Here is a 16,994-nt window from a genome sequence, read left to right on the forward strand (position 1 = left end):
GCGCAAGGAAAGGTGCGGGCAGATGGAGTTTGAGCTCACCGAGGATCAGGAGCTGATCCGCCGTTCGGTGGCCGAGTTGGCGGCCAGGTTCGACGACCACTATTGGATGGAAAAGGACCAGGCGCACGAGTTCCCCGCCGAGTTCTACCGCGCCATCGCCGACGGCGGCTGGCTGGGCATGACGATCCCCGCCGAATACGGCGGCCACGGCCTCGGCATCACCGAGGCCACGATCCTGCTCGAAGAGGTCGCCAAATCCGGCGGCGCGATGAATGCGGCGAGTGCGATCCACCTGTCGATCTTCGGCATGCAACCGGTTGTGGTGCACGGCTCCGACGAACTCAAAAAACGCACCCTGCCGAGCGTTGCGACGGGGGAGACCCACGTGTGCTTCGGGGTGACCGAGCCCGGCGCCGGGCTGGACACCTCGCGCATCACCACGTTCGCCAAGCGCAACGGCGACCACTACGTCGTCAACGGCCGAAAAGTGTGGATTTCCAAGGCAATGGAGTCCGACAAGATCCTGTTGCTCACTCGCACCCAGGCGTACGACGAAGTCGCCAAGAAGACCGACGGCATGACGCTGTTTCTCACCGATCTCGACCGCAGCCGGGTCGACATCCGGCCTATCAACAAGATGGGCCGCAACGCCGTCAGCTCCAACGAGCTGTTCATCGACAACCTCGAAGTCCCGGTCGAAGACCGAGTCGGCGAGGAGGGCAAGGGGTTCCAATACATCCTCGACGGGCTGAACCCGGAGCGGATGCTGATCGCGGCCGAGGCGCTCGGTATCGGCAGGGTCGCACTGGACAAGGCCGTGAAGTACGCCAACGAACGCGAGGTCTTCGGCCGGCCGATCGGGATGAATCAGGGCATTCAGTTCCCGCTGGCGGATTCCCTGGCCCGACTGGATGCCGCCGAGCTCATGCTGCGCAAGGCCACGTGGCTGTACGACAACGGCAAACCCTGTGGGCGCGAGGCGAATACCGCCAAATACCTGTGCGCCGACGCCGGATTCGCCGCCGCGGACCGGGCGCTGCAAACCCATGGCGGCATGGGCTATGCGGAGGAGTACCACGTCACGCGCTACTTCCGGGAAGCGCGGCTGATGAAGATCGCCCCGATCAGCCAGGAGATGATCCTGAACTTCCTCGGCTCGCATGCGCTTAAGCTGCCCAGAAGCTACTGACGTAATTTGTAGCCATCGAACGTGAAGTGATGGCGAGTTTTTCGCGTTTTTTCCGCCGTGAGTGCACGTTCGGCGACTGAAAGGCGGAGTGGAGCATGCGCGAAACAGTCATCGTCGAGGCGGTGCGCACAGCGGTCGGCAAGCGCAACGGCGGGCTCGCGGGCGTGCACCCCGCCGACCTGTCGGCCGTCGTCCTCAACGAACTGATGGAACGCGCCGGCGTCAGCCCTGAGCTCGTCGACGACGTGATCTGGGGCTGCGTCAGCCAGGTCGGCGATCAGTCCGCCAACATCGGCCGCTATGCCGTGCTGGCGGCGGGCTGGCCGGAGAGCATCCCCGGGACCGCCGTCAACCGCGCCTGCGGATCCAGCCAACAGGCCCTCGACTTCGCGGTGCAGGCCGTCATGTCGGGTCAGCAGGACGTGGTGGTGGCCGGCGGCGTCGAAGTGATGAGCCGGGTGCCGCTCGGCGCGGCCCGGGCGACCGGCATGCCCTACGGCCCGAAAGTCCTTGCACGCTATGATGATTTCTCGTTCAACCAGGGGATCAGTGCGGAGCTGATCGCCAAGAAGTGGGGCCTGTCGCGCGCCCGGCTCGACGAGTACTCCGCCCGGTCTCACGAACTGGCCGCCGCGGCTCAGGACAGCGGCGCCTTCACCGAGCAGATCGTTCCGGTGTTCTGCGATGACGGTTCGATAGTGCACGAGGACGAAGGCGTGCGCCGCGGGACGACGGCCGAGAAACTCGCCGGACTGAAACCGGCTTTCGTCGAGGACGGTGTGATCCACGCCGGCAACTCGTCACAGATATCCGACGGCGCCGCCGCGCTGTTGGTGACGACGTCAGAACTCGCGCTGGAGATGGGTCTGACGCCGATCGTGCGTTACCGCGCCGGTGCGGTCGCCGGCGCGGACCCGGTGCTGATGCTGACCGGGCCGATCCCGGCGACGGAGAAGGTGCTCGGAAAGTCCGGCGTCCGGGTCGACGAGGTGGGCGTGTTCGAGGTCAACGAGGCCTTCGCGCCCGTGCCGCTGGCCTGGCTCGCCGAGACCGGCGCGGACCCGGATCGGCTCAATCCGCTGGGCGGCGCGATCGCGCTGGGTCATCCGCTGGGCGCCTCCGGCGCGGTGTTGATGACGCGAATGGTGCATCACATGCGCGCCAACGGAATTCGCTTCGGACTGCAGACCATGTGCGAAGGCGGCGGTACGGCTAACGCGACGCTGGTTGAGTTGATCGGCTGAAAGACGGCACCTGAGGGCCCTCTTGTCACGTGCCGCAAACCAACCTACTGTGTATTCACTAGGTTGGTTTCCGCCCGCAACGGTTCGACGAGGAATTCGGTGCCCGACGTACGTCCGTACGAGACGCTTCTCGCCAAAGGCGAAGACCGCAAACAGCGGATCCTCGAGGTGGCGCAGCGGTTGTTGTCGCGAAACGGCTGGCGCAGTACGACGCTCGCGCAGATCGCCCGCGAGGCGGGGGTGACCCCCGCGGGTCTGCTGCATCATTTCGACTCCAAAGAGCAACTTCTGCACGCGGTCCTGGACGCGCGCGACCTCGACGACGACACGCACTCAGACCGGGGCGGTGATCTGCTGGGCGAGATCGCTCAGGTGGCCGACCGCTTCAGCCGGCAGCCCGAGCTGCTCGGCACCTTCACGGTGCTGCTGGTGGAGAACATCGCCCCGGACGCCCCGCTGCACGACCGCCTGGTGAACCGGCAACGGGCCGCCACCGAGATCGTCGCCGCCGGCATCCGCCGAGGCCAGGCCGCGGGCCGCTATCGCGCCGACATAGACCCCGCCGTCAAGGCAGTGGAGATTCTCGCCTTCATCCACGGAATGGAAATGACATGGCTACTCGATCCTTCGATACCCCTGGCCGAGGTGTTCAAGGAGTACGCGGAGACGCTGGCGCGCGACTTCTCTCCACCCACTCCGACGAGCGCGACATGAGATACCGGCTCGACGTCGTGGCTTCCAGCGTGGTCGACGTGGTGACGTTCGCCGGCGGATGGCTCTTCGACCGGTCGATGGCGGGCTGGGATGTCACGGTCCTGCTCACGGACCGCCCCGACGACCGGCCCCTGCACATCCTGGGCGCCAAGACTCTCGACCTGGAGTCGGTGCTGGCGTCGGTGGGGACCCATCCGCGACCCCAGGCCCTGGCCGCCGCCGCTGACCTGCTGGGCTCGGACCCGCGGGTGCGGACGGGGGTGTTGCAGGCGCTCGACCACGGCGTCACCGAAGTCACGCTCTGGGGTACCACCTGGCCCGCTGAGCTGGATGACAGCGTGGGACGGGTTCAGCACCGGTTGAGCATGGCCGCCCAGACCTTCAAAGCGAAGGCGCTGGCCGCCGCGGCGGTGCCGGCCGAGTCGGTCGCCAACATTGAGACGTTCCGCAGCGGATTGATGGCGGGCCGGTCGGTGGCCGCGGATCTGCTGCCGGCCTGATTACGCGACGTTGCGGTCCGGGACGTCCTGTGGAAATGTAATACTCGTATGTGAGAGTCCCATTCTCGAATGTGGAGATTCGAATGGAGCAAGACATGGCGGATGATGTCACCGAACTGGATTTCTTCCGCGACCGCCAGCTTGTCGAGGACCCCTACCCCTACTACGAGGCGCTGCGGCAGCAGTGTCCGGTAGCCCGGGAACCGCACCACGGCGTCACCATGGTGACGGGCTGGGAAGAAGCCTGCGCGGTGCTCAACGACGCCAAGACATGGTCGTCGTGCACGTCGGTAACCGGTCCGTTCCCGGGATTCCCGGTGCCTCTGGAAGGCGACGACGTCACCGAACTGATCGAGCAGCACCGTGACGAGTTGCCGTTCAGCGACCAGCTGCCCACCCTCGACCCGCCCACCCACACCAATCACCGCTCCCTGTTGATGCGGCTGATCACCCCGAAGCGGCTCAAGGAGAACGAGGACGCCATGTGGGCGCTCGCCGATCAGGTGCTCGACGAGTTCCTGGCACCGGGTAAGGGTGAGTTCATCAGGGGATTCGCCGGTCCGTTCACGCTGCTGGTGATCGCCGACCTGCTGGGTGTGCCGATGGAGGATCGCGATTCGTTCGTCAAGGGCATCCGCCAGCACTCGGGTGGCGGCATCGGGGGCACCGGCAAGGAGTCGCTGGCGCACAGTCCGCTGGAGTTCCTCTACGGCCTGTTCTCGGACTACGTTCGCGACCGCCGCGGCGAACCCCGCGACGACGTGCTGACCGGCCTGGCCACCGCGACCTACCCGGACGGCTCGATACCGGAGATCGAAGACGTGGCCCGCGTCGCCAGCAACGTCTTCTCGGCGGGGCAGGAGACCACCGTGCGGTTGCTGGGCGCGGCGTTGCAGATCCTGGCGGAGCGTCCTGACATCCAGCAGCAACTGCGCCGGGACCGCAGCCTGATCCCCAACTTCATCGAGGAGGCGCTGCGGGTCGAGAGCCCGGTCAAGGGAGACTTCCGCTTGAACCGGGTTCCCGTCAGCGTCGGCGGGGTCGACCTTCCGGCCGGCACGACGGTGATGATCCTGCAGGCGGCCGCCAACCGCGACCCGCGCCGCTTCGACGACCCCGCCACCTTCGACCCGGGCCGCAAGAACGCACGTCAGCATCTGTCGTTCGGTCGGGGCATTCACAGTTGCCCCGGCGCACCGCTGGCGCGGGCCGAAACCAGGGTCGCGCTCGAGCGTCTGCTGGACAGGACGTCGGACATCAGGCTCGATGAGCGGGAGCACGGGCCGGCGAATGACCGCCGCTACCAATACGTTCCGACGTACATCCTGCGTGGCCTGACCGAGTTGCACCTGGAATTTGCGCCGGTATGAAAGTTTGGGTGGATGACGGGACGTGCCGCGGCCACGGCATGTGCCTGACGCTGTGCCCGGAAGTCTTCAGTCTCACCGACGACGGCTATGCCGAGGCGATGTCCGGTGACGTTCCAACAGAATTCGAGGCGGCGACCCGCGAGGCCATCGAGTGCTGTCCGGAGCAGGCGATCAAAGAACGCTGACGGTTTCGTAGCCGGGCAGACCGTCGCCGAACGTGAACTGAGGGCGGGAATTTCGGCGTCGGGCCACCGCCAGTTCACGCTCGGGGCGCAGCGCCTGCTGTTAGACGATGGATATCGCCTGGCGCGGGCACTGCCGCACCGCTTCGCGAACCAGTTCCTCGTTCTCGGGTGTGACCTCTGGCTGCAGGACGGTCAACATGTCGTCGTCACCGAGCAGGAATACGTCGGGTGCGATGCCCATGCACACGGCGTTGCTCTCGCACAGATCCCAGTCCACTTCGATTCTCATGGCAGCACCTTTACTGGAACGTTCTTCCATCCCGCGACATTCTGCATATGCACGCGGTTGCAATTCTCCCAGTCCACCTCATAGCGCGGCATGAAGTCGAGCAGTTTCTCCAGCGCGATCACACTCTCCATGCGGGCCAGCGCCGCGCCCAGGCAGCTGTGAATTCCGTAGCCGAAGCTGAGATTCAGCGCCTCATGCCGGTCCCGGTCGATGTCGAACTCGTCAGGATTGGTCCAGGCGGCCGGATCACGGTTGGCCGCGGCGTTGATCAGGAACACCGGCTTCATCGCCGGGATCGTCACGCCATGCAGCTCAACGTCTTTCAGCGAGCAGCGCACCTGGTACTGGGACGGCGCCTCATAGCGCAGCAGTTCCTCGACCGCGGCGGGAACCTTGCTGCGGTCGTCGAGCAGCTTCTGCCACTGCTCGGGGAACCGCGCGAACACCACCGGCGCATTGCCCACCAGCTTGGTCACGGTCTCGGCGCCGGCTCCGCCCAGTAACGTTGCGAATCCGGCTATCTCGATGTCGTCGAGCTTGGTCATCTGGCCGTCTTCGCGCTCGATCTCGGCGTTGATCAGCCTGGTGAACAGGTCGTCCCGCGGCTCGGCGCGACGTTGTTGCAGGAGCTCGTAGTACAGCATCCAGGTTTCGATGTTCGCCTGCATGCCGCGTTCGCCGACCTCGACCTGTCCTGGCTCGCGGTGCAGGGACTCGTCGATCAGGTGGCGCACCCGCTGCGCATGCTCCTCGGGGACTCCCAGCATCGTGGTGATCACCTCGACCGGGAACGGCCCCGAGAAGTCCTGCACCACATCGAATCGGTCCTTGTCGACCTGGCCGAGGTACTTGTCGATCTTCTCGCCGACCATGTCCCGCTGAGACTGTATGGCGCGCGGTGTGAAGACCTTGTTGAGCAGGCTGCGCATATGGCGGTGATCCGGTGGGTCCATGAAGATGATCGACTTCTGCTCCGGCGGCTTGCCAGTCCGCACCATCGACAGGTCGATACCGTAGGCCGAGGAGTAGGTCTGGAAGTTCTTCAGGCCGGCCGCGACGTCGGCGTGCCGGGTCAGCGCATAGAAGTCGTACTCCTCGCTGTAATACACCGGCGCCTCTTCCTGCATGCGCCGATACGTATCCCAGGCACCGTTGAAGAAGTCTTCGGAGAACGGATCGAAGGTGACCTTCGATTTGGTCATATAACGCTCCTCGCTGCTGAGCTGCGGGCTGACACCGTTACAGCTGAACGCCTGACTGTAACCCTAACGGTAGCGGCTTCCGGGTGCGGCGAAAAGGAGCACAAGGTCCCCTTTTCATCGGTCTTCCGCCGACCGTGAGGCGCCACCCGCTGCCGCGCATTCGTCGACAAACGCGAACACGGTGCGGTGGTAGTCGGCGGCGTTGAGCCCAAGGCTGAGGTTGTGTCCCGCCTCGGGAAACCGGTTGCTGGTGAAACGCGATGCTTGAGAGAACATTTGGGCGATTTCGGCGAGGTTATGGTCGTCGCCCCGGTAGACCCGGTCGTGCTCGCCGATGGTGAACCGCACCGGGACCCGCACCGCAGGTGCGAGTTCGGGGAAGTAGCGGTGTGGCCAATTCACGGCTACGTCTCGCTCGTAGGGCGGGGACGTCGACGAATTCGTGGCCCCGCGCAGGATGTCGGGCGGGTAGAGGCGCATCGGCTCCCACAGCAGCTCGCGGGTGCCGGGCGGACGCTCCTTGACGGCCGCCGCCTTCATGATCTCCTTGGCGACGTCGTGATAGCGCCTTCCGGTGCCGCCCAGTTCCAGGCCCAGCAACGCGGCACCCCGGTCGTCGGCAGCCATTCGGGTCGCCAGCTCGCAGCCGCCGGAATGGCCCAGCAAGAACAATCCCGCACCGCGTGATCGCTCACCGAGAATTCGTTCGACGGCACCGTATGCAAGGTCGACGCGCTGCTCCGGGGTCTGCACCGCCTCCGGGTACGGGGCTGAACTTCCGTGCCCAGGCCGGTCGATCGCGATCACCGTATAACCCAGCGCCGCGCCGAGCCGCAGCAACGACAACTCGGGGTGCCCCGGGCAGTCGAAATACGCGGCGGTGGTGCCGCCGCCGTGGATCGCCACGATCACTGCCTTGGGCTCGTCGGCCTCGGCGATCACGCCGGACATGGGCACACCGTCGGCAATCACCACGCGTGGGCGGGGGGCGGTCATGTGTCCGCCCGCAACAGAATGACGCCGCTGGGCGTCAGCCCGCCGCTGCTGACCACCCCGACGCGGGCTCCGGCGACCTGCCGCTCGCCGGCGTCGCCACGCAGCTGCGTGACCGCTTCGTGCAGCAGGCCCATGCCGTGGGTGCGGCCGTGCGACAGCTGCCCGCCGTGGGTGTTCAGTGGTATGACGCCGTCGCGGGCGATGTTCTTGCCGCCGTCCAGGAACTCGCGCGCCTCGCCGATGCCGCAGAAGCCGAGCGCCTCGATCCACGAGAGACAGTTCATGGTGAATCCGTCGTAGAGTTCGGCGACGTCAACGTCGCCGGGACGCAGTGAGGTGCGCGTCCACAGATGCGCCGCCTGGCCCAGCACCTGCGGTTCGTGAGTGAGCGTGCTCTGATCCCAGTCGATGCGTTCGATGATCTGCGTTCCCACCGCCTCGACCAGGACAGGCGGCTTGGCCAGATCTCGGGCGGCGTCGACGGCGGAGACGATGACGGCGATCGCGCCATCGCAGGGGACGTCGCAGTCGTAGAGGCCGAACGGCGTGGTGATGGGCCGCGCGTTCAGGTAGTCCTCCATCGTCATCGGGTCGCGATAGACGGCGGTCGGGTTGAGGGCGGCGTTGGCGCGTTGATTCAGCGCGATCCAGCCCAGCGTCTCTTTCGTAGTGCCGTAGCGATGGAAGTGCCGCTGCGCGTTGAGCGCCAGCGTGTGGGCGGCGGAAGTCGCCCCGAACGGCCACTGCCAACTCGTGGTGCGCCCGCCGGACGGAACGATCTTGCCCTGCTTCATCAGCTCGTTGAAGGTCGCTTCCCACAGCGTCCGGAAACACAGCACGTGACGAGCCAGGCCGGCCGAGACCGCCAGCATCGCCGCGATCACCGAACCGCCCGGACCGAAGGTCTCCATGCCGCCGTTGTGCCAGGTCGGCCGGATACCCAGCGCCGCTTCCAGTGCGGTGACGCCGCCTTCGCCGAAGCCGCCGAAGTTGCCGCCCCCGGGGTAGGTGGACAGGCCGTCGATGTCGGCGAAAGTCAGGCCGGCATCGGCGATCGCGGCCTCACAAGCCTGCACGGTCAGCGACAGGGCGGGCACCATCTGACGGCGACCGATCGGCGACATGCCGATGCCGGTCAGCGCGACCTTGTCCTCGAACTTCTCCGTGGTCAGCATCGGGCGGACGTACTCGCCGAAACGTTCCGGCGCGATCTCGTCCTCGGGCAGCGGCGAAGGCTCAGCGTCCGGGACGGGGCGGAACAACGGCAGCCACACGTCCTCGATCTGGTCGAACACCACCTCGACGGTCTGACCGAGTTCCAGTTCGTCGGGATCGGAGCCGATGATGTTGGTGGTCAACCGAACTCGGGGATCCTCGACGATGGCCACCTCTGCGATGACGTACGGCGCCGGCATTCCCGGCACGCTGAACCGGTGGTTGACCGTGAAGCCGGCGAGGGTCGCACGGCCCGAAACCTCGCGCACGCCGATGTCGCGGCCGCGGCAGTAGCGGCACACCGGCGCGGGCGGGTGGATCAGCGACCGACAGCCCCGGCACTCCCGGAAACGTAATACGTTGTCAGCGCCGGCTTTCCAGAAGAACTCGTTCTCATCCGTGAGCTGGGGCAGCGGACGTCCCGGTGCAGCTGACTTGCCGGTCAACGGATGAATCCCCACTCCGCTTCGTTGTCCTCGGTTTTCACGTGCGAGGCGGGGTCGTCTTCGTCGTGCAGTTCCGGGTGCGGGATGCTCGGTTTGGGCTCGCCGATCTCGGTGATGGCGTGCACCGGGCAGTCCAGCAACGCCCGCATCACCTTGTCGTGGTCTTCTTCCGGCACGTTGCCGTCGCCGATCAGGCAGGCGTAGCCCCAGTCGTCGAGCGAGAAGTAGCCGGGAGCGTGCTTGCCGCACAGTCCGAAACCGTCGCACACGGTGCGGTCCAAACGAATTCTCATGATCCCCCGATGGCTTCGTAGGGGCGCTCGGCGCGATATGCACCGCGACTGCAGTCCGGACAGGTTCCATCGAGATGGCGCCCCACCTCGTCGGGAAACTCCTCGAGCAGGGTGGCCGCGACGTTGCAGGCGGCATCCAGCGTGCCGCAGGCGCCACGGCCCCGGAGCACCACCGACCAGCGCTTCAAACGGTCGAGATCCTCAGTGGTCGCCACACCGTCGCGCAGCGCCCCGGCCGCGGCAGCCATCGCCGCGGTGCCGTTGAAGCACGAACCACACTGCCCGGCGTTCTCCCGGTCGAAATACGCCGCGACCGCTGCCGCGACCGCGACCGGGCACTCGTCGGTGATCAACGATATTGCGCCGCAGCCCAATCCGCTGCCGATGCCCCGAATCGTCTCATGATCCAGAGTGGTGCCCAGCACCCGCCGGTTGACCAGCCCGGCGAAGTAGCCTCCCATCAGGACACCGCGTACCTTTGCCGGTGAAACATTATGCCGGGCAAGCAGTTCGGTAAACGGCAAGCCATGCGGGATCTCGTAGAGAACGGCTGGCCCGCCGCCCCCGGTGATGGTGGCCAGGAAGGTCCCCGGTGACTGCGCCGTGCCTTGCGAGCGGAACACCGCCGCGCCGTGGCCGTGGATATACGCCAAGTTGGCCAGCGTCTCGACGTTGCTCACCAGCGTCGGACGCCCGTCGACCCCGGATTCGAAGGGACGCGGCGGCTTGTCGGTCGGTTTGGCCGGTCCGCCGTTGATGGCCTGCACGGCCGCGGTTTCCTCGCCGGCCACGTAGCCCGGCTGCACCGGGAACACCTCGATGCTGACATCGCGAGTGTCGACTTCCCCCAGCGCGGACTCGACACTGCGCGCCGAATCCGCGTCAGAGACAAACACATAAGCGCGCGGGGCACCTACGAGTGCCGCAGCCAGGCGCAGCCCGTCAAGCACCAGGTGGGGCCGGTTGCGCAACAACCACCGGTCCTTGACCGAAGCGGGCTCACCCTCTTCGCCGTTCGCGACGACGACCGGGGCGCCCGAGGGCCCGTTGGCCCGTACCGCCCGCAGTTTCACCGCAAGCGGGAACGCCGCACCGCCACGGCCCAGCAGTCCGCTGGCGTCGACATCGGCGAGCAGTTCATCGGCGTCGCCCAGCAGTCGGTAGCCACCCCGTTCGCGGTAGGCCGCCAGATCCTCGCGACCCTCGGCGAGCAGTCGGGGTGGGTAGCCCGGCCACGCGACGGTGCTGATCGCAACGTCGGCGGTGGTCATCGACCGGCTCCGGTTAGGCTTGGCCGCATGCGGACTGCGGTGGTGCGCGTCAACGTCGACGAGTCCGGTGTGCTCACGCCGGAGCAGTTAGGTGAGGGCATGGCCACGCTCCTCGGTCTTGCTGGTCAAAACGGTGCTGAGGTAGTCGAAAACGATCTCGCCAGCAGGCCGCCGCGCCGGCGAGAGGTCGAACTGCTGATCGCCGGTGCGGACGTCGAGTTCACTAAAACCGCGGCAATGGAATTGTGCGGCAAGGCGTTTGGCACCGAACCGGTGGTCGGCGTGGTGACCTTCATCAGCAGGGGAACCGACGACGACGCCCACGGCGTACTGGCGGCGTTCGGCCTGTCCGGCGACATCGTGCGCGAACCCGGTGATGACGGCTACGACATCGTCTACGTCACGCTGCCCGAAGCCGACCTCGACCGGGTGCCGGAAAGCCGGATCCACACCGCGCTCGAGGCCTCGCTCAACTGCGAGGTCCACATCCGCACCAGGTGAACGCATCAGCGATCCAGGAACTCGAGGATCGCGGGCGCGGCCTGTACCCAGGTGTCGAACATGTTGAAGTGAGTCACCCGGCCCGCGGCGCGGTCTTCGGATGCCCGTTCCCAGGCGTCCTCCGGCCACGGCGGGTCGATCAGCTCCGAACCTTTGACCAGGCAATGCACTTCCAGCGAGGTGCGCTTAGGGTGATCCATATCGTTCTCGCCGCCTCGGATGATCAGCGTGGGAACCCTGATGCGGTCGAACATTTCGTCCTCGACGCCCGGAATGGTCTGTCCCGGTTTGGAGACGAACGCATTGAGCCAGCGCAGCATCACTTTGAGGAAATCGGCGGAGTCGAAGTCGAGGAACCGCTGCTTGTTGGCGGGGTTCTCGGCGATGCGATCGCGCCACTCCGACACCTTGATCACACCGTCCATCCCGGTGCCCCGCACCGCGAGAATGCTTGGGACGATATAGAAGCTACCCAGCACGAACGTGCCGTAGATGCCGCCGACGATGTTCCACACCACCAGCTTGGTGACCATCTCCGGGTAGAGCATCGTGGTGAGCATGGAATCCCTTGCGCCGCCGGAGCCTCCGGCCAGGATGCACTGCTGGAAACCCAGACCTGTCACCAGCTTGTGCAGGGTTTCGGCGCGCATGTGCGATTCGCTCTGGCCGTAGAACTGCACATGGGAGGCGCCACAGTTGGGGCGGTCCCACAACAGCACACGGTAGCCGCCGTCGACCAGCGCCTCAGCCAGCGGACGCAACCCCTCGATGTCCTTGCTGAACCGGCCGCCCGGCGTCAGGGCGATGAGATCGCCTGCCTCGCCCAGCATCTCGTAGACGACGTTGCCGCCGTTGATCTCGAGCGACGACACGCCGGGGCCGGTCACGCCTGCACCAATACGTCGTTGCCGATCACACGGACCGGATAGGTGCGGATGCTCCACTCCGGCTTGACCGCGGTGGTACCCGTCGCCAGCTCGAAACCCCACTGATGCCAAGGGCAGTAGATGTATTCCAGATCGCGCACCATCACCGCGTCACCGGCTGCCGTCTCGTCGACGACGGTGCGTCCGCGGGCCCGTCCCGAGCACAGCGGACCACCTTGGTGCGGGCAATAATTCGCGATCGCGTAGAAGGTGCCGTGTACGTTGTACACGCCCACCCCGTGCCGCCCGATCGGCACCAATTTGTGTGTGCCCGGTGGAATTTCGTCCACCGTCGCGACGACGTGTTCGCGACCCTGAGCCAGGCGGGGTCGCGGCTTCTCCTCGAGCATTCAGAGCACCCGGACCTGACCCTCGAGGACCGGGACGGTCTCCGGGAGGTGGTAGGTGGCGATGCCGTTCTTGTACATCACCGCATCCCGGGCACCCTTGGGCAGATGCTTGACCAGCCAGCGCGGATCGTCGAAGGTCCAGTGCGGGTAGTCCGAGGAGAACAACAGGATCTTCTCGCACTCCATCCACTCCAGCATCCGGGTCAACTCGGTCTTGTCCTCGGGATAGTCCAGTGGCTGGGTGGTGAACTTGATGTGGTCCTTGACGTAGTCCGACGGCTTGCGCTTGATGTCGACGCGGGACTTGCGGGCTTCGTAGATCGAGTCCATCCGCCACATCAGCGGCAGGATCCAGGTGAAGGCGTGCTCGACGAACACGATGCGCAGCGTCGGGAACCGGTCGAAGACGCCGTCGAAGATCAGGCTCATCACCTGGTTGGCAGCCAGCAGCGAGTAGGTGACCATGAAGTCGTGGTTGTAACTGGGGAACCCGACGGGCGGCGTCGGCAGCATCTCGTAGTTGCTGCGGGACAGGTGACAGCTCACCGTGATGTCGTGCTTGGTGGCCGCCTCCCAGATCGGGTTGTACATGGGATGTCCCCATGACGGGCGCGGTTCGGCCTTGATCAGAATCTGCGCCATATAGGGGTGGCCGGCCCACTCCTCGATCTCACGGGCGGCGCCCGCGGGGTCTTCGACGGCCGCGCAGATCGACCCACGCCAGCGCTGGTGCCAGTTGTTGTGACCGTCCAGCCAGTGGTTGGCCTGCCAGTGGTTCAGGGCCGTCGAGTAGGCCTGGTGAGCTTCGGGTAGCCGCGGGGTGCGCCCACCTGGCTCCAGGATCGCGATGTCGGAACCGGCTTCCATGATCAGCTGCCGAAACGCCATGTCCGGGTCGCTGCCCGGGAATTCGCCGTCGGGCGGGAAGGTGTCGACCCGCATCGCGAAGGAGTGCGCGTAGTCGGGTGCGTCGTAGTAGATCAACTCGCCGACCTTGTGGTCGAGGAAGAACTTGCTGCGCCACGGCTCGGGGATGTACTGGGTGATCTCACCGCGTTTGGGCACCGGGTGGACGTCGGAGTCGACGCACCGGACGGCGATGCGCTCGGCGGCGGGAACCCGTTCGTGTATGTGAGTCAGCGACATTGCGATCTCCTAGCTCTCACTCACTTCTACTGTGCGCCCGAGCCGACGGCGATGTCTATGCCGTAGAGCTCGGCCGCGTTGCGCCAGCACAACTTCTCGTGCTGCTCGGCCGAAAGTGCCTGGGGCAATTTGGTGATGTCGCCGCACTGCCAGTGCGGGTAGCTGGAGCCGAACATCACCATGTCGTCCTTGCCGGTGAACCGCAGCCAATCCCCGGCGAAGTCGACGTCACCCGGTCCGTCCATGGCGCCCTGGACGAAGTACACGTGGCCCGGCAGGTAGTCACTCGGTATCCGCGGTGCCCACGGTGTCTGCTCGAGATGCGGGCGGCCGAACGTATCCATCCGCCAGATGAACGGCGTGACGAAATCTCCCGCGCCGTCCGCGAATACGAATTTGAGGGCCGGAAAGCGCTCGAACACGCCCTCGGCGATCATGTTCATCAGGTGATACAGGTAGTTCAGCGCCATGAAGCTGACGTATTGCTCGTAGGTGCGGGTATGTCCGGAAGGCGTCGGCGGGAACCCGATGCCCTCGCCCGACTCGATGTGCACGGCCACCGGAAGGTTCGCCTCCGCCGCCGCTTCCCACAACGGCCAGAACTGCGGTTTGCCGTAGACCTCGCGCGACTGCAGTGGGACGCCGATCTGCACCACCCGCGGATGCCCCCGCCATTTCTCCAGTTCGCGCACCGCGCCGGCGATGTCGTCGGGGTTCACCCGGATGGTGCCACGGAAGCGGTCACCGAACTCGGCGTGCTCGAGCCAACGCGACACCATCATCTCGTTGTGTGCGGCGTGCAGTGCGGTACCCAGGTGGCGGTCCGGCATGATCCCGCGCCCCATCGGGTGCAGGATCGCCACATCCACCCCCCGATTCGAAAACAGCTCATTGGCAACGAAATCCGGGTCCGACCCGGGATAGCGGCGGCCGCGCTCAGGTCCTTCGGTATTCGGCGCGTACTCGCTGCCGGGTGCGCCGTACCAGTCCATCTCGTAATCGGGGAAGCCGCGGCTCTTGAACGGCTCACGTAGGAAGCCGCGCAGGTCCTTGTTGGTCGGGAAGAAGATGTGAACGCTGGCGTCGATGACCGGCGTACGCGTCCCATTGGCGTGTTCGATCATGTAGTCCATCCTCCCGCCGCCACTGCATATGTCCTGGTAACAGCGCTTTTACGACCCAATACGCGAGTATTGTTCTTAAAACCGGATAATAACATTCTCTACTCGAAATGTAACTCAGCGTCTCGCCGGTCCGACAGTGACGCCCGCGGCCTCTTCGAACGGCTTGATCACGGTCGTGAAGTCGGAATCGGGCCCCTGGGACTGCGCTGCCGCCTCCCAGAGTCGCCCCACGGTGTCGGCGATCTCGATGGGGACGCCGAGCGCTCGGGCTTCCTCGAGATACAGGCCTACGTCCTTGACCATCAGTGCGGTGGCGAACCCGTAGTCGAAGGTGCGCGGCAGAATGGCGCGTGGGAACTTGTCGCGACTTGCGCTGGTGGCACCCGACCCCGCGTTGAGCACCTCGATCATGACCTCCGGGTCCAGGCCTGCCTTGACGCCCATCACCACGACCTCTGCCGTCGCGACCAGCACGTTGGCCGCCAGCATGTTGTTGGCCAGCTTCATGGTCTGGGCGGAACCGGGTTTGTCGCCGACGTAGACCGCGCGGCCCAGGACACCGAGCACCGGCCCGACGGCATCGAATTCCGCGCGCGGGCCCGACACCATGAGGGTCAGCGCGCCGCGTTCGGCGCCGCCGACGCCGCCGCTGACCGGGCTGTCCAGCGTGACGATGCCGCGGGTGGCCAGCAGATCGTGCATCTGTACCGCCGCCACGCTGCCGACGGTGGACAGGTCGATGAAGCGCTTGACGCGGGAGCCTTCGATCACCCCGGCCGGGCCGGTCGCCACTTCCAGGGACACGGCGGGGCTGGGCAGGCTGGCCAGCACGGTCTCGGCGCGATCGGCCACGTCTCGGGGCGACGTCGCGGCCTGCGCCGCCCCGAGTTGCGCGATGGCATCGCCGCGCCGGTCGAAGGCGACGACGTCATGGCCCGCTTCGACGAGGCGGCGCGCCATCGGCTGCCCCATGTTGCCCAGGCCGATGAAGCCGATGGTCACGCGCTAACCCTCGTCCAGTTCGGCGAAGACCTCGCCCGCGGTCCGGAAGCTGTCGACCGCGGCCGGCACCCCGGCGTAGATGGCGACCTGCAGAAAAACCTCGCGGATCTCGTCGCGCGTGACACCATTGGTCACTGCGGCTCTGAGATGGGTACGCAGTTCGTGCGGCCTGTTCAGCACCGATGTCATGGCCAGGTTGAGCATGCTGCGCGTCTTGCGCGTCAGGCCCTCGCGCCCCCACACCGCACCCCAGCAGTACTCGGTGACCAGATCCTGCAGTGGCCCGGTGAAGTCGTCGGCCTGCGCGATCGCGTTGTCGACGTATTCCTTGCCCAGGACTTCGGAGCGGATCTGCCGTCCACGCTGATAAGTTTCGCTGTCCAATGCCGTGCTCCTTTGCTACGAGTGCGAGTAGCAGGAGTCTAGGCCGTCAGCGAATTATCTTGCCGGAAAACGGCATTGCGTGGCCGGCTCAGTGACACGCCCAGTTGACGACCCAGCCGCCGCCGAGATTGGCGATGGCGCGTTGTTCGGCCGCCTGCCGCGAGAGTCCTACGCCGCCGTGGTAGGTGGTGCCGTCGTGGGCGACCGCACCGCACTTCGTGAAGCTGGACACGATGGTGCAGGTGTCGATGCCGCAGCGCTGCAACGCCAGTCGCTCGGCCGTCGATTTGTTCTTCTGTCGCCAGGCTTTACCCGAGGAACCGTCGTGTCCATAGGCGATGGCCCCGTAGAAGGTGTGATAGGGGGGCAGGTTGGCCGGGTGGGTACGGGCGTCGGCAGGGTGAATCAGAGTGGAGGCCATCGCGATGGCCGCCAGCAGGCTGGCGAGCACCAGTGCGACGCGACGCCGTTGTCGTGTCGTCATGCGTGTGAACCCTTTCAGTGCGTATGAACATGTAACAGCCATGTTACCGAATCCTCACACTGCCGTCCCGGTGATGGGCCAGGTCAAAACACGAAGAGTGGAGTGGGCTTGTGCGAGTCCGGTTTTCATATCGCTTTGGTTCTCTCAACACCGCCCGCGCGGC

Annotated in this window: 20 protein-coding genes; 7 read left to right on the plus strand and 13 right to left on the minus strand. The window is 65.8% G+C overall.

Going from position 1 to position 16,994, the window contains the following annotated elements; genetic code table 11:
• Positions 1–22 precede the first annotated feature (22 nt).
• The 6 genes from AO501_RS26435 (at position 23) to AO501_RS26460 (ending at position 5,202) form a co-directional block, all read left to right on the plus strand.
• Positions 23–1,189, plus strand: a complete 1,167-nt coding sequence (locus AO501_RS26435; RefSeq protein ID WP_055580539.1) for an acyl-CoA dehydrogenase family protein — start codon at positions 23–25, stop codon at positions 1,187–1,189.
• 95 nt (positions 1,190–1,284) lie between these two features.
• On the plus strand, positions 1,285–2,433 hold the full coding sequence (locus AO501_RS26440; RefSeq protein WP_055580540.1) for a thiolase family protein: 1,149 nt from the start codon (positions 1,285–1,287) through the stop codon (positions 2,431–2,433).
• 99 nt (positions 2,434–2,532) lie between these two features.
• Positions 2,533–3,147 carry a TetR/AcrR family transcriptional regulator gene (locus AO501_RS26445; protein ID WP_055580541.1) on the plus strand — a complete coding sequence of 205 codons (615 nt, stop codon included), beginning with the start codon at positions 2,533–2,535 and terminating at the stop codon, positions 3,145–3,147.
• The gene (locus AO501_RS26450) at positions 3,144–3,647 is read left to right on the plus strand and encodes a hypothetical protein (protein ID WP_055580542.1); all 504 of its coding nucleotides are present in this window, start codon (positions 3,144–3,146) and stop codon (positions 3,645–3,647) included. The genes AO501_RS26445 and AO501_RS26450 overlap by 4 nt, the downstream gene beginning before the upstream one ends.
• A 95-nt stretch (positions 3,648–3,742) precedes the next feature.
• Positions 3,743–5,017, plus strand: coding sequence for a cytochrome P450 (locus AO501_RS26455; RefSeq protein ID WP_055580652.1), 1,275 nt, complete (start codon positions 3,743–3,745; stop codon positions 5,015–5,017).
• Positions 5,014–5,202, plus strand: coding sequence for a ferredoxin (locus AO501_RS26460; protein WP_055580543.1), 189 nt, complete (start codon positions 5,014–5,016; stop codon positions 5,200–5,202). The genes AO501_RS26455 and AO501_RS26460 overlap by 4 nt, the downstream gene beginning before the upstream one ends.
• A 100-nt stretch (positions 5,203–5,302) precedes the next feature.
• Here AO501_RS26460 and AO501_RS26465 read toward each other — a convergent pair whose 3' ends face one another.
• The 6 genes from AO501_RS26465 to AO501_RS26490 all read right to left on the minus strand — a co-directional run bounded on the left by AO501_RS26465 (position 5,303) and on the right by AO501_RS26490 (position 10,914).
• Positions 5,303–5,491, minus strand: coding sequence for a ferredoxin (locus tag AO501_RS26465; RefSeq protein WP_055580544.1), 189 nt, complete (start codon positions 5,489–5,491; stop codon positions 5,303–5,305).
• Positions 5,488–6,693: a cytochrome P450 gene (locus AO501_RS26470; protein ID WP_055580545.1), complete on the minus strand. Its 1,206-nt coding sequence runs from the start codon at positions 6,691–6,693 to the stop codon at positions 5,488–5,490. Before AO501_RS26470 ends, AO501_RS26465 begins: the two co-directional genes overlap by 4 nt.
• Positions 6,694–6,807: 114 nt before the next feature.
• Positions 6,808–7,689 carry an alpha/beta hydrolase gene (locus tag AO501_RS26475; protein ID WP_055580546.1) on the minus strand — a complete coding sequence of 294 codons (882 nt, stop codon included), beginning with the start codon at positions 7,687–7,689 and terminating at the stop codon, positions 6,808–6,810.
• Positions 7,686–9,350, minus strand: a complete 1,665-nt coding sequence (locus tag AO501_RS26480) for a thiolase C-terminal domain-containing protein (protein WP_055580653.1) — start codon at positions 9,348–9,350, stop codon at positions 7,686–7,688. The genes AO501_RS26475 and AO501_RS26480 overlap by 4 nt, the downstream gene beginning before the upstream one ends.
• Complete coding sequence (locus AO501_RS26485) at positions 9,347–9,643, minus strand: ferredoxin (RefSeq protein WP_055580547.1); 297 nt, start codon at positions 9,641–9,643, stop codon at positions 9,347–9,349. The genes AO501_RS26480 and AO501_RS26485 overlap by 4 nt, the downstream gene beginning before the upstream one ends.
• Positions 9,640–10,914, minus strand: a complete 1,275-nt coding sequence (locus AO501_RS26490; RefSeq protein WP_055580548.1) for an NADH-ubiquinone oxidoreductase-F iron-sulfur binding region domain-containing protein — start codon at positions 10,912–10,914, stop codon at positions 9,640–9,642. The genes AO501_RS26485 and AO501_RS26490 overlap by 4 nt, the downstream gene beginning before the upstream one ends.
• 27 nt (positions 10,915–10,941) lie before the next feature.
• On the opposite strand from AO501_RS26490, the gene AO501_RS26495 reads away from it, so the two are divergent.
• Complete coding sequence (locus tag AO501_RS26495; protein ID WP_055580549.1) at positions 10,942–11,415, plus strand: hypothetical protein; 474 nt, start codon at positions 10,942–10,944, stop codon at positions 11,413–11,415.
• 5 nt (positions 11,416–11,420) lie between these two features.
• On the opposite strand, the gene AO501_RS26500 is transcribed toward AO501_RS26495, so the two are convergent.
• The 7 genes from AO501_RS26500 to AO501_RS26530 all read right to left on the minus strand — a co-directional run bounded on the left by AO501_RS26500 (position 11,421) and on the right by AO501_RS26530 (position 16,831).
• On the minus strand, positions 11,421–12,287 hold the full coding sequence (locus AO501_RS26500; protein WP_055580654.1) for an alpha/beta fold hydrolase: 867 nt from the start codon (positions 12,285–12,287) through the stop codon (positions 11,421–11,423).
• Between the two features lie 11 nt (positions 12,288–12,298).
• A complete protein-coding gene (locus AO501_RS26505) occupies positions 12,299–12,691 on the minus strand; it encodes a Rieske (2Fe-2S) protein (protein WP_055580550.1) in 393 nt (130 codons plus the stop codon).
• A complete protein-coding gene (locus AO501_RS26510; RefSeq protein WP_055580551.1) occupies positions 12,692–13,837 on the minus strand; it encodes an amidohydrolase family protein in 1,146 nt (381 codons plus the stop codon). It abuts the gene before it with no gap.
• 26 nt (positions 13,838–13,863) lie between these two features.
• Complete coding sequence (locus AO501_RS26515; protein ID WP_055580655.1) at positions 13,864–14,961, minus strand: amidohydrolase family protein; 1,098 nt, start codon at positions 14,959–14,961, stop codon at positions 13,864–13,866.
• A 114-nt stretch (positions 14,962–15,075) separates the two neighbouring features.
• Positions 15,076–15,963 carry an NAD(P)-dependent oxidoreductase gene (locus AO501_RS26520; protein WP_055580552.1) on the minus strand — a complete coding sequence of 296 codons (888 nt, stop codon included), beginning with the start codon at positions 15,961–15,963 and terminating at the stop codon, positions 15,076–15,078.
• Positions 15,964–15,966: 3 nt separating this feature from the next.
• Entirely contained in the window at positions 15,967–16,347 is a 381-nt protein-coding gene (locus tag AO501_RS26525; RefSeq protein ID WP_055580553.1) for a carboxymuconolactone decarboxylase family protein, read from the minus strand.
• A gap of 88 nt (positions 16,348–16,435) precedes the next feature.
• Positions 16,436–16,831: a DUF4189 domain-containing protein gene (locus tag AO501_RS26530; RefSeq protein ID WP_063892925.1), complete on the minus strand. Its 396-nt coding sequence runs from the start codon at positions 16,829–16,831 to the stop codon at positions 16,436–16,438.
• Positions 16,832–16,994: the final 163 nt, after the last annotated feature.

Origin of the sequence: Mycobacterium gordonae (genome assembly GCF_001417955.2) — a bacterium.
Taxonomy (GTDB): Bacteria; Actinomycetota; Actinomycetes; order Mycobacteriales; family Mycobacteriaceae; genus Mycobacterium; species Mycobacterium gordonae_B.